Annotated in this window: 14 protein-coding genes; 6 read left to right on the top strand and 8 right to left on the bottom strand. The window is 53.0% G+C overall.

The window, feature by feature from the left end; translation table 11 throughout:
- The first annotated feature begins 21 nt into the window (after window positions 1-21).
- Window positions 22-1,521 carry an amino acid permease gene (locus tag J1784_RS14980; protein WP_217149896.1) on the top strand — a complete coding sequence of 500 codons (1,500 nt, stop codon included), beginning with the start codon at window positions 22-24 and terminating at the stop codon, window positions 1,519-1,521.
- Between the two features lie 78 nt (window positions 1,522-1,599).
- On the opposite strand, the gene mqo is transcribed toward J1784_RS14980, so the two are convergent.
- The 7 genes from mqo to J1784_RS15015 form a co-directional block, all read right to left on the bottom strand.
- Window positions 1,600-3,252, bottom strand: coding sequence for a malate dehydrogenase (quinone) (gene mqo, locus J1784_RS14985; protein WP_217149897.1), 1,653 nt, complete (start codon window positions 3,250-3,252; stop codon window positions 1,600-1,602).
- A 384-nt stretch (window positions 3,253-3,636) separates the two neighbouring features.
- A complete protein-coding gene (locus J1784_RS14990) occupies window positions 3,637-5,286 on the bottom strand; it encodes a malate:quinone oxidoreductase (protein ID WP_217149898.1) in 1,650 nt (549 codons plus the stop codon).
- A gap of 288 nt (window positions 5,287-5,574) precedes the next feature.
- Window positions 5,575-6,363, bottom strand: a complete 789-nt coding sequence (locus J1784_RS14995; protein ID WP_217149899.1) for an anti-sigma factor family protein — start codon at window positions 6,361-6,363, stop codon at window positions 5,575-5,577.
- On the bottom strand, window positions 6,360-6,815 hold the full coding sequence (locus J1784_RS15000; protein ID WP_238485539.1) for an RNA polymerase sigma factor: 456 nt from the start codon (window positions 6,813-6,815) through the stop codon (window positions 6,360-6,362). The genes J1784_RS14995 and J1784_RS15000 overlap by 4 nt, the downstream gene beginning before the upstream one ends.
- An 80-nt stretch (window positions 6,816-6,895) precedes the next feature.
- Window positions 6,896-7,438 carry a tetratricopeptide repeat protein gene (locus J1784_RS15005; protein ID WP_217149900.1) on the bottom strand — a complete coding sequence of 181 codons (543 nt, stop codon included), beginning with the start codon at window positions 7,436-7,438 and terminating at the stop codon, window positions 6,896-6,898.
- A gap of 30 nt (window positions 7,439-7,468) precedes the next feature.
- Entirely contained in the window at window positions 7,469-8,065 is a 597-nt protein-coding gene (locus J1784_RS15010) for a cytochrome b (RefSeq protein ID WP_217149901.1), read from the bottom strand.
- A 100-nt stretch (window positions 8,066-8,165) separates the two neighbouring features.
- Window positions 8,166-9,224, bottom strand: a complete 1,059-nt coding sequence (locus J1784_RS15015; RefSeq protein ID WP_217149902.1) for a GGDEF domain-containing protein — start codon at window positions 9,222-9,224, stop codon at window positions 8,166-8,168.
- A gap of 240 nt (window positions 9,225-9,464) precedes the next feature.
- Between J1784_RS15015 and J1784_RS15020 the strand changes: the two genes are divergently transcribed.
- Complete coding sequence (locus J1784_RS15020) at window positions 9,465-10,211, top strand: flagellar brake protein (protein WP_217149903.1); 747 nt, start codon at window positions 9,465-9,467, stop codon at window positions 10,209-10,211.
- Window positions 10,212-10,214: 3 nt separating this feature from the next.
- On the opposite strand, the gene J1784_RS15025 is transcribed toward J1784_RS15020, so the two are convergent.
- Window positions 10,215-10,973 (bottom strand): SDR family NAD(P)-dependent oxidoreductase, encoded by a 759-nt coding sequence (locus tag J1784_RS15025; RefSeq protein WP_217149904.1) that lies wholly within the window; start codon window positions 10,971-10,973, stop codon window positions 10,215-10,217.
- A 126-nt stretch (window positions 10,974-11,099) separates the two neighbouring features.
- Here J1784_RS15025 and J1784_RS15030 point away from each other — a divergent pair, with 126 nt between their 5' ends.
- The 4 genes from J1784_RS15030 to J1784_RS15045 all read left to right on the top strand — a co-directional run bounded on the left by J1784_RS15030 (window position 11,100) and on the right by J1784_RS15045 (window position 15,647).
- Window positions 11,100-11,999, top strand: coding sequence for a LysR family transcriptional regulator (locus J1784_RS15030; RefSeq protein ID WP_217149905.1), 900 nt, complete (start codon window positions 11,100-11,102; stop codon window positions 11,997-11,999).
- Window positions 12,000-12,083: 84 nt separating this feature from the next.
- Window positions 12,084-13,208 (top strand): inner membrane protein YhjD, encoded by a 1,125-nt coding sequence (gene yhjD / locus J1784_RS15035; RefSeq protein WP_217149906.1) that lies wholly within the window; start codon window positions 12,084-12,086, stop codon window positions 13,206-13,208.
- Between the two features lie 287 nt (window positions 13,209-13,495).
- Window positions 13,496-14,818 carry an MFS transporter gene (locus J1784_RS15040; protein WP_217149907.1) on the top strand — a complete coding sequence of 441 codons (1,323 nt, stop codon included), beginning with the start codon at window positions 13,496-13,498 and terminating at the stop codon, window positions 14,816-14,818.
- 58 nt (window positions 14,819-14,876) lie between these two features.
- On the top strand, window positions 14,877-15,647 hold the full coding sequence (locus J1784_RS15045) for a CDP-diacylglycerol diphosphatase (protein ID WP_217149908.1): 771 nt from the start codon (window positions 14,877-14,879) through the stop codon (window positions 15,645-15,647).
- Window positions 15,648-15,658 lie beyond the last annotated feature (11 nt).

A 15,658-nucleotide genomic window follows, 5' to 3' on the forward strand; every position in this document is an offset into this window, starting at 1 on the left:
CATCGCAGTTGGAGAGTATTTATGGCCGGGTCCAGTCGAAATACCATAGGCAAATTTGGGTTGTTATCCATGACATTTGCCGCCGTGTTTAGCTTCAATAACGTCATCAACAATAACATCCAGTTAGGCATCGCCTCGGCACCGGTATTTCTGGTGGCGACCCTCATTTACTTTATTCCGTTTTGCCTGATCATCGCCGAATTTGTCTCGTTAAATAAGAGCTCGGAAGCCGGTGTTTATGCCTGGGTGAAAAGCGCCCTCGGCGGCCGCTGGGCATTTATGACCGCCTATACCTACTGGTTCGTGAATTTGTTTTTCTTCACGGCGCTGCTTCCCCGCGTGATCGCGTATGCGTCTTACGCATTTTTAGGGCACGATTATATTTTCACGCCCTTCACGACCGCGATTATCAGCATCTGCCTGTTTGCCTTTTCCACGATGATTTCCAACAGCGGCGCGAAATTACTCGGGCCGATGACCTCGGTCACATCGACATTAATGCTGCTGCTGACGTTCTCCTATATCGTGCTGGCGGGCGCGGCGCTGATGGGCGGCGTGGAACCGGCGGATCCGATTAACGTTCAGGCCATGACGCCGCATTTTAACTGGGCATTTTTGGGCATAATTGCGTGGATATTCCAGGCTGCGGGCGGCGCGGAATCGGTCGCTGTGTACGTGAATGACGTCAAAGGCGGCAGCCGTGCTTTCGTGAAAGTCATCATTATTTCCGGGCTGGTGATCGGCGTGCTGTATTCCATCGCCTCGCTGCTGATTAATGTATTTGTGGCACAATCTTCGCTGCATTTTACCGGCGGCACGGTGCAGGTATTTGAAGGTTTATCCGCGCACTTTGGATTACCGGCAGTGCTGATGAACCGCTTTGTCGGCGTGGTTTCGTTTACCGCGATGTTTGGCTCATTGTTGATGTGGACGGCCGCACCGGTCAAAATCTTCTTTACTGAAATTCCCAAGGGGATTTTTGGTGAGAAAACCATTCGTCTGAATAAACATGGCGTTCCGACACGCGCGGCGTGGATCCAGTTTCTTATCGTTATTCCGCTGATGTTAATTCCAACGTTAGGTTCTGACAGCGTGCAGGATTTAATGAATACACTGATTAACATGACCGCCGCCGCCTCGATGCTGCCGCCGCTGTTTATTATGCTGGCGTACCTGAATCTGCGTCTTAAATACGACAGCGTCGAGCGCGATTTTAAGATGGGTTCCAGAATGCAGGGGATCACCATCGTCAGTACGCTGATTGTGATTTTCACCGTCGGATTTATTGCCTCTACCTTCCCGACCGGTGCCAGTATTATCACCATTGTATTTTATAACGTCGGCGGGCTGGTGCTGTTCCTCGGCTATGCCTGGTGGAAATACAATAAATATTCCAAAGGGCTGGACGATAAAACCCGTTATCACGAAGACACGCCGCTGGCGAGAATTGTGCTGGAATCTCAGAATGAAACGGCGCGGGTGAAGAAAGAGAATATGGCAAAGTCGCTTTCCGGGGCGTAAAACTCCGGTGCATAAAGAGGAAATAAAGACATAAAAAAACCGCCTGAAAAGGCGGTTTTTGTTTTTCTGCTCCAGAACTTACAGCGCAATATCCGCAGTCTGTTTCGGCTCTTGTTTCGCCTGAACGTCGAGCGGCCGCAGCTGAACCACATCGGCCACCGGCGTGGTGATCATCGACGGCGTTTCCAGTTGCAGAATGCGGCTGGTTTCCAGCAGTTCTTTTTCGGTCGCGTCGATATTGCCATTCAGTTTGGTGCCATAAGACGGGATGATCTCCCGGAATTTGGCCTGCCATTCGGCACTGGCGGCTTTCTCTTTAAAAACGGTTTCCAGCAGTTTCATCATGATAGGCGCTGCGGTAGAGGCACCCGGTGACGCACCCAGCAAGGCGGCAATACTGCCGTCTTTCGCGCTGACGACTTCGGTGCCGAGACGCAATACGCCCCCGTGCTTGCCATCTTTTTTGATGACCTGCACGCGCTGTCCCGCCACCCAGCGTTTCCAGTCTTTCTGCTCGGCTTGCGGGAAGAACTCCTTCAGCGCGGCATGACGGTCTTCATCACTGAGCATGACCTGCCCGACCAGATATTTCACCAGATCGAAGTTGCCCATACCCACGCGGGTCATCGGTAACAGGTTGGAACTGTTGACGCTGCCGAACAAATCCCACAGAGAACCGTTTTTCAGGAATTTACTGGAGAAGGTGGCGAACGGCCCGAACAGCAGAACCTGTTTGCCATCAATAATACGGGTGTCGAGATGCGGAACCGACATCGGCGGCGCGCCCACGGCAGCTTTGCCGTAAACCTTCGCCAGATGACGTTTCACCACATCCTGATTTTCAGTCACCAGGAACTCGCCGCCGACCGGGAAACCGCCATATTCACGCGCTTCCGGAATGCCGGATTTTTGCAGCAGCGTCAGTGAAGCGCCGCCCGCGCCGATGAACACAAATTTTGCATTCACGACATGGTGCTTGTGACTGTGTTTGAGATCGCTAATCGTCACGCGCCAGCTTTTATCCGGATTGCGCTGGATGTCGCGCACTTCCTGACCGTTTGCCAGCGTGAAATTGGATTTTTTCTGCAACGCCTCAACCAGCTGGCGGGTGACTTCGCCGAAGTTCACGTCGGTGCCTGCGGTGGTGCGGGTCGCGGCCACTTTTTGCGCCGGATCACGGCCTTCCATCACTGCCGGGATCCACTGTTTGATTTGTTCCGGGTCTTCTGAATATTCCATCCCGCGGAACAGGGTACTTTCCTGCAACGCAGCGAAGCGTTTGCGCAGGAAATCGATGTTGTCATCGCCCCAGACAAAGCTCATGTGCGGCACGCTGTTAATGAACGAGCGCGGATTATTCAGCACGCCTTTCTGAACCTGATACGCCATAAACTGACGGGAAACCTGGAAGGCTTCGTTGATCGCCACCGCTTTGGTGATATCGACAGAACCGTCGGACATCAGCGGGGTATAGTTCATTTCTGCCAGTGCGGAATGGCCGGTACCGGCGTTATTCCAGCCGTTGGAGCTTTCCTGCGCCACACCGTCCATGCGTTCAATCATATGGACTGACCAGTCCGGCTCGAGTTCCTGGAGGTAGGTCCCCAGGGTTGCACTCATAATTCCGCCGCCGACCAGCAATACATCAACGGATTTTTCGTCTTCTGCGGCCGCAGGCTCGCTGGCACCCAGTGAGTCACGGTTGAGAAGCATACCAAGTATCTTTCTCATGACGTCTGTTTCTCTAAATGTTCAGTTCTGTTTTTGGCGATTCATTTAAGAATATTGTTATGTGTCGAACAAGAAATTAGCAAAAAAACACGCGGGATCGTTACTGAAACTTCATTTTTTAAACTGCTGGCTACGAATATAACATTATCACTACATAATTTAAAAAAGGATTTAACCTTTAAAAAAAACAGGCAAACGGGATAATGGACAGCGCTTCAGGCCGCGTCACTACTGGATTTAAGGAGTCATGAAAGGGAGTTTTGAAGGGCTTTGGGACGTACAAAGAACGAGCTATTCGTGCTAAATCGCATTTTAAAGCGAAAGTGGGATGTTAAAAAGGCGCGGCTGCCCGCGCCTTCTGAACGGTTTTGTTAAGAACTCAGATTACAACGCAACATCCGCAACCTGCTTCTGCTCTTCACCCTTCTGTGGAGCAGAAGAATTGTCCGCTGCCGGAGCCGGTTCCGCCGCTTTTGGCTGCGGATTATCCAGCATCAGAACGCGGCTGGTGTCGCCCAGCTCTTTCTCGGTCGCGGCCACGTTGCCGTTAAGTTCAGTGCCGTAAGAAGGGATGATTTCCTTCAGTTTTGCCTGCCATTCCGGCGTCGCCACTTTGTCTTTAAACACTTTTTCCATCAGGTGCAGCATGATAGGTGCCGCGGTGGAAGCCCCCGGAGAAGCGCCCAGCAGCGCGGTAATGCTGCCGTCTTTCGAACTCACCACTTCGGTGCCGAGGCGCAGAACGCCGCCTTCTTTCTCATCTTTCTTGATGATCTGCACGCGCTGACCGGCTTCCCACAGACGCCAGTCTTCTTTCTTCGCATCCGGGAAGTATTCACGTAACGCATCGAAACGGTCTTCGTCGGAGAGCATTACCTGGCTGACCAGATATTTCACCAGATCGAAGTTGTCGATACCCACATGGGTCATCGGCATGATGTTGGAGAAATTCACGCTGCCGAACAGATCCCACAGGGAACCGTTTTTCAGGAATTTGCTGGAGAAGGTCGCAAATGGCCCGAACAGCAGAACCTGTTTGCCATCCAGAATACGGGTGTCGAGGTGCGGAACGGACATCGGCGGAGAGCCGACAGAGGCTTTACCGTACACTTTAGCCAGATGCCGCTTCACTACGTCCGGGTTTTCAGTCACCAGGAATTCGCCGCCGACCGGGAAGCCGCCGTAGTTATCCGCTTCCGGAATGCCGGATTTTTGCAGCAACGTCAGGGACGCGCCGCCGGCGCCGATAAACACGAATTTCGCTTTGATGACGCTTTCTTTACCGTCGTTTTTGAGATCAGCAACGGTCACGTTCCAGGTGTTATCCGGATTACGTTTAATGTCGCGGACTTCATGGCCGAGGCTCAGCGAGAAGTTTGGTTTCTTCTGCAGGGACGCCACCAGCTGACGAGTGATTTCACCGAAGTTGACGTCGGTACCAATCGGAATTCGGGTCGCAGCAACTTTCTGCGCCGGATCACGTCCTTCCATCACCAGCGGGATCCACTGTTTGATTTGCGCCGGATCTTCTGAATATTCCATCCCGCGGAATAGCGTGCTTTGCTGCAATGCCGCAAAACGTTTACGCAGGAAATTAATGTTGTCGTCACCCCACACAAAACTCATGTGCGGCGTGCTGTTGATGAACGAGCGCGGATTATGCAGTACGCCGTTCTCAACCTGATAAGTCCAGAACTGACGGGAAATCTGGAAGGATTCATTGATTTCAACCGCTTTGGAGATATCGATACTGCCGTCGGCTTTTTCCGGCGTGTAGTTCATTTCTGCCAGCGCAGAGTGGCCGGTACCGGCATTGTTCCAGCCATTGGAGCTTTCCAGCGCCACGCCGTCGAGGCGCTCCACCATGTTGATTGACCAGTCTGGTTCTAATTCCTGAAGGTATGTCCCCAGCGTCGCGCTCATAATGCCGCCGCCGATCAGTAACACATCAACGGGTTTTTCATCTTCTGCCCGCGCCGACTGGCTGAAAGCCACCACGTTAAGGCAGAGGATCATGGCAAGTATCTTTCTCATGACGTCTGTTTCTCTGAATGTTTAGTTTTAGTTTTGCAGGTGAAAGCTATCCAAAATTCCCTGGATAAACGAAATCAACAACCCGGTGAGCGGGAAATAAGCGATTATTTCCACAGAGTATGAAAGGACAATAATGGGGAGCAACGAAACAGCGGTGCGGAACGACAAATCAACCACATAAATGTTAACGATTACTCATATTATCGAGATTTCGTAAACAATTTAACATCGTGGTTACGTGTATTAAAAATTGTTTAATACTTTAAATAATTACATAAGTTAGTTCCGTTACGAAACTACCTGCCTGATATTGGCCTGCAACGCCACAGCGTGCGTGGCCATGTCATCCGCCGGACTGTGGCCGATCAGCATGAAGTTGTAGCCGGCGTGGCGCCAGTAAACCACGTTCATCCCGCGGCGGATTTCGCTTTCCTGAGCGGTTGTCCCGCGATGTTCGCTGCGCGTAATACATAGCGCCATCGGGCCATATTTCCGGTCGAGATAAGTGATTTGCGCAATATCGTAATCGTCATAATGCAGCATCCGCGCATCTTTCAGGCTCGCGCCCTGCACCGCCAGCGCCGCTGGCGTTAACGCAATGCCTAAGGCATTCTGCACCCGCGAAAGCTGCGTTTGTTGCTGTCCGGCGGAGTCATAAACATCCGCCAGCGTCTGCGCGGTATACAGCGACATGTAATCCGCCACGCGCGCGCGCCAGTTATCGTCGGAGGTAAACAGCGTGGAATAACGCCCGGCCAGCAACCCGACGGCAAGAAAACTTACCGACGCGGCGAGCAGTGCGCGACGGCTGAAACGGCGCGAAGTCGCCACCGGCGTATCAGGAATAGCATCCAGCGCGGCCTGTAATTTACCGACCGGCGCTTCCTGCAACATCGCGCCAAAGGCATCGTGGAACGGTAAATTGCTGCGCGACATCTGCACCAGCCGCTGCGCCAGCACGTCATCCTGCGCCAGTTGCCCTTCAAATTGTGCGCGCTGCGGTTCGCTTAACTGATTGTCGAGATAAGCGACCAGCGTTTCATCGGTATAAGGCGCAGACGGGATTTCACGGGTCATTTTTTCTCTCCCTGCTGCGGTTGTGTGGAGGCACCGGCATCTTTTGCCAGCGTCAGCCGTGCAGCTGCCAGACGGCTCATGATGGTGCCCGCAGGCACGCAAAGCGTCACTGCCGCCTCCTGATAGGTAAAACCTTCGACGTACACCAGAAACACCGCGTTACGCTGGGCTTCGGGCAGACGGTTCACCCGCTGCATCACCTGCATATGCCAGTGCCGTTCATCGAAAGACAACGTGTCGGCGGGCGCATCCGTTTCTCCGGCATCCACAAATCCCTGCCCCTGACGGACGTGCTGCGCCCTGAGTTCGTTAACCCATATCGAGTGCAAAATCGAAAAGAGCCAGCGATCTGCGCCGGTGCTGTCAGCCACTTGCGCGCAGCGTTCCAGCGCCCGCACGCAGGTGGATTGCACCAGATCGTCTGCCACATCGTGCTTGCGCGATAACACCATCGCGTAGCGCCACAAACGTGACAGGCACTGGCTCAGTTCAGAACGTAAGTCTGCCGGTGAGATTTATCGTTTCTCCGTATTCAGGATTCCGGATGACCGTCGATGGCGGCGCTCAGGTCGCGATATTCTTCGCAACCGGTGCCGCATAATCCTTTGATAGTCGCCAGCTGGGCTTTAGCGAGATCCGGACGCCCTTTAATCATATAAGCCTCGCCGAGATATTCCCGGACTTTGGCGTAGTTCGCGTCAATCGCAATCGACTTCTGATAATAGCTGATGCCTTCGTCGGTGCGCCCGAGTTTACGCGTGGCATAACCGCGGTAGTTCCAGGCTTCTTTGGTGTTTTTATCTTTAAGCGTATCCAGCACGGTCAGCGCTTCCTGATAACGGCCAGTTTTTGCCAGATGATAGGCGTACTGCGTTTTATCCTGATCGGAAATCATGCTGCTTTTATCCACCATGCAGCTTTTGGTTTTGCTGTCATAGATTTGTCCTTTCGGGCAGTCAGGCGTTTTCTTCGCATCAGAATCGTCGCCCATCGCGTTTGCCGCCGCGCTGAAAAACAGCAGATTGCCAGCCAGACACACAACCGCCAGCGCCTGTATTACCGTTTTTGTCTTCATGATGATGTCCTGTAGGAATTAACTGATGACTTACGGGCGGCCTGCGCTGCCCGGTAACATGCGGCGCAGAATGCCGTCGCGGAGAACGTAATGGTGGAAAAGTGCCGCCAGCGCATGAACGCCCGCAATGATGATCAGCGCCCAGGCGACGTTGTTATGCAGCGAACCGAAGGTTTTGGTCATGATGCTGTCGAAATTGAATACGTCAGGAATAGGGAATAAGCCGAAGAAATAGAACGGCTCCGCCTGCGACCAGCGGAATAAAAAGCCCAGAATGATTTGCGCGACCAGCAATAAATAGAGCGCCAGATGCGTCAGATGCGCGGCGGCTTTCATCAGCGCCGGCATGGCGACCGGTTGCTGTTTACTGCGACCGGTGCTGACGGTAAACAACCGCCAGATCAGACGCCCGGTGATAATCGCCGCCAGCAAAATCCCGACCGAGATATGTACCGATTGCAGCCCTTTGCGCAGCGGTGTGCCACGTTCGAGGACTTCCCAGATATGCGCGCTGGCAAACAGGAAAATCACGGCCAGCGCCGTCAGCCAGTGCAGCAAAATAGTCAGCCCGTCGTAACGGCTGCGAAGAACCGGAGATGGCGTGGAAGTTGAAGTTAATCGTTGCATAGAAACAGTGCCCGTAAGTGTTCGATATAAGGTAAACACCTGAGCACCGGTTTCTATTCGGTCGAAATGAAAATATTTTTAAGCGGCAAAGAGAAGGGAATCAGACACTGGTCGTTTTGTTGCGACCCGTCTGTTTGGAGTGATAGAGCGCGCCGTCCGCCACCATAATGTTTTCCTGCAAGCTTTTAGCGGGCTGATAGCTGGCGACGCCTAGCGACACAGTGATGTGAAACGGCGAACCCTCCGCGCTGGTAAAAACGGTTTTTTCTACCGCGCGGCGGATCCGCTCGCAGCATTTCACGCATTCATACACGTTGCCGCTGGCAATCAGAATGACAAATTCCTCGCCACCAAAACGCGCCAGCACATCGTCATTACGCAGCATCATGCGCGCGACATTCGCCACGCGAACCAGCACGTCGTCGCCAACCACATGACCGTAGGTGTCGTTCACTTTCTTAAAGAAGTCGATATCCAGCATCGCCAGACCGAAAGCTCTGTGATTTTTCTGCATCGCCTTCAGGTGCTCTTCCAGCCCCATGCGGTTAAACGTTTTGGTGAGAAAATCCATCGAGGAGTTTTCTTTTTCACGGAAAAACTCGCTGACGTAGCGGAATTTTCCGCCCAGCCCGTGATAACAGATAAACAGGCTGAACAGCGTGACCAGCTGATAGGTCAGCGAGCGCCAGATAGTCGCCCATGAATCCAGATACGGCACCGACACGAGGAGACGGATCACCAGCACGATGGAAATCGCGATGGCGAATGTTTTGATGTTGTTGTCTTTCCACGGCCTGAAATAGCAAATACCGGCAATCATCACCATCACAAACAGGTTATCGATGGTAAACATGCCGGTGAGGAAAAACTTCAGCACGAACGCACATAACACACTGAGCCAGCCGACATAAAACACACATATCACCAGCGGGATCATCTCAAAGCTGTAATACACGGAGTCACTCAGGCGGAATAAATCGTGGTCGAGATAGGCGGCGACGGCTCCGCACAGCAAACCGAAGAGAATGCGTTTGTGGACGGGTGATTTCGGGCCCAGCGGGCTATCGCTGCTGAGGAAAAAATAGAAAAAAACCAGGCTGGCGTATGTCACACAAATATTCATATATAACGAGTTCAGTGACGTAATAACCTGATCCATAACTCTCCTGTCGCAATTCGCAAATGAATGGCCTTCAGTAATCTGAAAGATAGCCTATATATAAAGTGAGGGAGGCGCACATGACGTGCCCGCAGCCCTGAATTTCCCTTTGGGAGCATCAAAATACCCGTTATTACACAATAAAGTTTTGTCCTGAGTGGCCGATAATCCGTATTGGGCGCCTTTATACGTCAACGGCTGCGCCATCAATTTGCATTTATTTCTTATGAGGTGTGGCAGGTGAGCGAAGTATCTAAAGAGTCGTTTGCTAAGCGGAACACGCTGGCAATCTTGTCCGTTCTGCGTGACTTAAAGAAGAACCAGACACTGGTCATGGTCAGCCATTCGCGCGGGCAGTTTATCAGCAAAATTCTGGACGTCGATGCTGACCACCATCAGTTTTTATTCGATCTGGGCAGCTCAGATTATGAAAATAGTCTGGCGATGGAAGCCGATACGCTGAATTTTGTGGCAGAACCGGCAGGCGCGAAAGTTGAATTTTCATGCAGTAAAGTCCGCCAGGTGGCGTACGAAGGTTTACCCACTTTCACCTGTGATATCCCGCCCGTGTTGTATTCCATTCAGCGTCGTGAGTATTTCCGCGTGAATGTGCCGTGGCTGCCGGATTATCGTTGCAGCGGAAAACTGCCGGATACCAGCGAATTTGCTTATCGCGTCAGAGATATTTCCCTCGGCGGGCTGGGGCTGGAGATTGACGGCATGACGCCGCCGGAAATCAATTCAGGCGCGGTGCTGAAAGATTCCCTGATTGAACTGGCTGAACTTGGGAAATTCAAAGTGGATTTGCAGTATATCGGGGCGATGGCACGTAAATCGGTGAGCAATAAAGGTGAAACCGTCAGCACGCAGCGGCTGAGCTTTAAGTTTCCGAATTTATCGCCCGCGCAGGAGCGTGACCTGCAACGGGCAATATTCGAGCTGGAAAAACAACAACATATGAAAGCGAAGCGTTTCCAGCACGATTAAGGTCTAGATAAACATACCGCCTGAAGCTTCCACACGTTGGGCGGTCATCCAGCCTGCTTCATCACTGAGCATCATCACCACCATTCCGCCAATATCGTCCGGCAAACCGGCGCGTCCCAGAGTCGTGTTCCCGGAGACAATTTTGTTCACTTCCGGGTTATCACGCACCATGCCGCCGCTAAAATCAGTTTCAATCGCTCCCGGTGCCAGTACGTTAACGGTGATGCCGCGCGCACCCAGCTCTTTTGCCTGATAGCGGGTCAGCACTTCAACTGCGCCTTTCATGATGGCGTAAGCCGAAGAGCCCGGCAGGGCGAAACGCGCCAGTCCGCTGGAAATATTCAGAATGCGGCCGCCGTCGCTTATCAGCGGCAGCAGTTTTTGAGTCAGGAAGAACGGCCCCTTCAGGTGGACATTCATCATCAGGTCAAACTGCTCTTCAGTGGTATTCGCAAAAGACTCATGAAGACCGACACCGGCATTGTTGACCAGAAAATCAAAAGTGTCGCGCTGCCAGACCTGTTGCAGCTGAGTTTTCACCTGCGCCACGAAAGTGTCAAAGCAGCCGGACTCGCCGGTGTTCAGTTGCAGCGCAACGGCTTTTCCGCCCAGCGCTTCGACAGTTTGCACCACCGACTTCGCCGCATCCGCCTGGCTGTGATAAGTCAGAATGATATCAACATTGTTTTTTGCCAGCTTTTCAATGGCATTCTTGCCTAATCCACGGCTTCCGCCTGTCACAATAGCGATTTTACGATTCATTTCAGACCTCTTTGGCTTTATGTCACTACGACACTGATTGAAACATAGCCTATTGGATTACGACAGTGCGATAAATGGTTCATAATGAGTTTCACTGTCTCACAACCAACAACAATCGGGCAAAATGTGGATAAAATTCAATCAATGCAGGTTTTCGTACGCGTGGCGGAGCTGAGCAATTTTACCCGTGCGGCGGAAAGCCTCGGTTTACCCAAAGGCAGCGTGTCCAGACTGGTGCAACAACTGGAAACGCGGATGTCAGCGCGTTTGCTGCACCGTTCCACGCGTCGCGTGCAGCTGACGCAGGACGGTCAGGTGTTTTATCAACGTTGCAAAGAACTGCTGGCGAATATGGAAGAACTGGAGTCGATGTTTCAGTCCAATCCTGCCAGCGTCAGCGGAAGGTTACGGGTCGATATGTCCACCGGTATGGCGACGCACCTGGTTTTACCGCGTCTGGCTGAATTCCTTAACCGTTATCCGGCGCTGGAAATAGAGCTGAGCTGTACCGATCATCGCGTGGATGTGGTGCGCGAAGGGTTTGACTGCGTGATCCGTTCAGGCACGCTGAAAGATTCCGGGCTGATCGCCCGCCCGCTCGGGCAGCTCAGCGTGGTGAACTGCGCCAGTCCCGGTTATTTGCGCCGCTACGGAACGCCGGATCACCCAGACCAGCTGGCGCAGCATGCGATGGTGCATTACGAGCAGACGCTCGGCAGCCACACATCCGCCTTTGAATATCTCGACGGCAAGCAGGTTAAATCGGTGAAAAGCGGCGGTGCAGTAACGGTCAACAGCACCGAAACTTACGTCTCAGCTTGTCTTGCCGGTTTGGGTATTATCCAGGTGCCGCTGCTCGGCGTGCGTGACGCGCTGGCAAGCGGTCAGCTGGTGAGTATATTGCCGCAATTTCGTGCGCCGCCGATGCCGGTCACGCTGGTTTATCCTCACCGGCTGAATCTTTCCCGCCGCGTAAAAGTGTTTATGGACTGGCTGACGGATATCACCCAAACGTTCATTGCCTGACCTTTAGGACGCCTCTGGCATATCCCTCACCGCTCAGGGGTCTATACTTAAGGCTGGATGAATTTTTAAGGACAACATGGATCAATGCCCATCACCTCTAAACAAGAAACAAAAACTCAGGAAAAATCCGAGCCGCTGATTAATATCAAAACCGGCAATTCTACGGTGGATAAAAACATCGGCAGATTTTCACGACTGGTGGAATACGTTCAGTCCTGGGGCTGGGTCGCGCACCTGCTGCGTACAACCGAGCGCTTTAACGACCGCCTCGGCAGCCAGTTTGGCGCGGCTATTACCTATTTCTCCTTTCTTTCGCTGATTCCGATCCTGATGGTGTCTTTCGCCGCCGTGGGTTTTGTGCTGGCCTCCAATCCTGACCTGCTGGCGGAGCTGATTAACAAAATCGTTAACAGCATCAGCGACCCGAATCTGGCGAATACCCTGAAAAACACCGTGAATACCGCCATTCAGCAGCGTACAGCCGTGGGGATCTCCGGTTTGCTGATTGCGCTTTATTCCGGTATCAGCTGGATGGGGAATCTGCGTGAGGCCATCCGCGCCCAGTCGCGCGATGTGTGGGAACGTAATCCGCAGGATCAGGAAAAGATTTACCGCCGCTATATCCGCGACTTTATTTCACTGACCGGGCTGGTGCTGGCGCTGATTGTCACGCTGTCGCTGACGTCGATCGCCGGTGCCGCGCAAAAAACCATTGTTGATGCGCTGGGTCTGGGCGGTATCGAATGGCTGCGTCCGGTGATGACCAGCATCACGCTGGTGATTTCGATTGCCGCTAACTATCTGCTGTTCCTGTGGATTTTCTGGATGCTGCCACGCCACAAGCCGCGCAAAAAAGCGCTGCTGCGCGGCACATTACTGGCGGCGATTGGCTTTGAGGTGATCAAATTCGTGATGACCATGACGCTGCCAAAACTGGCCACTTCGCCTTCCGGCGCTGCGTTCGGTTCGGTTATCGGACTGATGGCTTTCTTCTATTTCTTCGCCCGTCTGACGTTATTTGTGGCGGCGTGGATAGCCACTGCAAAATACAAAGATGACCCGAAAATGCCGGATCCGCGTCAGAAAGCAGGCAAAAATGGAAAAAACACCACGGAAAACGACAGTGAATACACGCCGGACAACCTCATCGTGCCAGATGAAATGCATATATCCGCCGTTAATTCTGACAATGAACCAAAAAAGCAGTGAATAATGCCAGATAAGGTATTATGGCACCCTTTAAACCAGAATAACTGACTGAGCGCCGTACTTTTATTTCGCGGTTTTGCAGTCAGTTACTCTGACTTTTACCCATTCGCCAAACTTATGATTGGCGAAATCCCACCCGGCTAAAACATTCCCCCGTTCCGGCTTTAAATGCGCTTTTTCCGGCCTTCCGCTGCGTTGAAATACCGCCCTGCTCTGCATAAGATGCCTTTTCGATATACATTTATTTACATTAGATCCCTCCCACTCATTACAAATAAGAAACACTTATGCAAGCCACTATCACTCCAGAATTAGAAGCTGACGCCAACCTGGTGAGTCAGAACTCCCGCGGCAAAGTTATCGTGGCATCGCTAATCGGTACGGCCATCGAATTCTTCGACTTTTATATTTACGCCACTGCCGCGGTCATTGTTTTCCCGCACATTTTCTTCCCGCAGGGTGATCCGACGGCCGCCACGTTGCAGTCTCTGGCCACCTTTGCCATCGCCTTTATCGCACGTCCAATTGGCTCTGCACTGTTTGGTCACTTCGGCGATCGCGTCGGGCGTAAAGTTACCCTCGTGGCCTCTTTGCTGACGATGGGCGTGTCTACCGTGGTCATCGGCCTGCTGCCGACCTACGCGACCATTGGCGTCTTCGCCCCGTTACTGCTGGCGCTGGCGCGTTTTGGTCAGGGTCTGGGACTGGGCGGTGAATGGGGTGGCGCTGCGCTGCTCGCCACCGAGAATGCTCCGGCGAAAAAACGTGCTCTGTACGGTTCTTTCCCGCAGCTTGGCGCGCCGATTGGCTTCTTCTTCGCTAACGGCATGTTCCTGCTGCTTTCGTGGCTGCTGACGGACGAACAGTTCATTTTCTGGGGCTGGCGTGTGCCGTTCCTGCTGTCTGCGGTGCTGGTGATCGTCGGTCTGTACGTGCGTGTTTCCCTGCACGAAACGCCGGTATTCGCCAAAATTGCCAAAGCCGGTAAACAGGTGAAAGTGCCCATCGGCACGCTGTTCACCAAATACAAAAAAGCGACGCTGCTGGGCACTTTCATCATGGTTGCGACGTACACGCTGTTCTACATCATGACCGTGTATTCACTGGGCTACGGCACTGCCGCGCAACCGCTCGGGCTGGGGATTCCGCGTAACGAATTCCTGCTGATGCTGATGCTTGGCGTGATCGGTTTCGGCGTAATGGTGCCGGTTGCCGGTCAGCTGGCGGATAAGTATGGCCGTCGCAAAACCATGATTTGCATTACGCTGCTGATGATCGTCTTCGCGCTGTGCTTCCCGACTATTCTGGGTGCCGGTTCACAGGCGCTGGTGATGGTGTTTCTGCTGTGCGGATTTATGGTGATGGGGCTGACGTTCGGTCCGATGGGCGCCCTGCTGCCGGAACTTTTCCCGACAGAAGTTCGTTATACCGGCGCATCCTTCTCCTATAATGTGTCTTCGATACTGGGTGCGTCCGTCGCGCCGTATATCGCCACCTGGCTGGCAACCCATTACGGGTTGTTCTACGTGGGCGTGTATCTGGCCTCGATGGCAACGCTGACACTGATCGCGCTGCTGTTGTCCAAAGAAACTGCCCATCAGTCACTGTAACTGACCCGACACCGTGCCCGGTATGCGCCCGGCACGGTGCCTTCAGCGAAGGTTCCTTATGCGCTTACGACGATTTATCCTGCCTGTTCTGATCCTGCTTATCGTTACTGCTGCGGCCTTTTGGTATTTCTGGCCTCATACGTCCAATCCCAACGCCCTGTGGAACATCATCAGCAAGAAGTGCGTGCCGAACCAGCAAAGCACGGGCAAACCTGCCCCCTGCGCGCAGGTCGATGAACAGCAAGGTTTTGTGGTGCTGAAAGACCTGAACGGCCCGCTGCAATATCTGCTGATGCCGACTGCACGCATCACCGGTATGGAAAGCCCTGCGTTACTGGAACCCGTCACGCCGAACTTTTTCAGTCAGGCGTGGAATGCGCGACATTACATGGCGGATAAATACGGAAAACCGATTGATGACAGCAATGTCTCGTTGGCTATCAACTCGCAATACGGTCGTTCGCAGAATCAGCTGCATATTCATATTTCCTGCCTGTTACCGCAGGTGAAAACCACGCTGAGCAAAGACGGCGGGCAGATGGGATATAACTGGCAGGAGCTGCCCGATAAACTGCTCGGCCACACCTATCTGGCGCGCAAAGTCACCGCTTCTGAACTGAATCAAAAAGGCGCTTTCCGTATTCTGGCTGAAGGCGTGCCTGAAGCAGATAAGAAGATGGGGCATTTCGGCATGGCAATGGTCAGTCTGCCCGGTGGCGACTTCCTGCTACTGGCAAGCGAACGTGACTTGCTGAAACTCAATAACGCCTCGACCGAGGAAATCCAGGACCATAAGTGCGCGGTACTGGATCCGCTGCCTCAGCCTTAAAACCCTATCCC

Source organism: Rahnella ecdela (assembly GCF_019049625.1).
Lineage (GTDB): Bacteria > Pseudomonadota > Gammaproteobacteria > Enterobacterales > Enterobacteriaceae > Rahnella > Rahnella ecdela.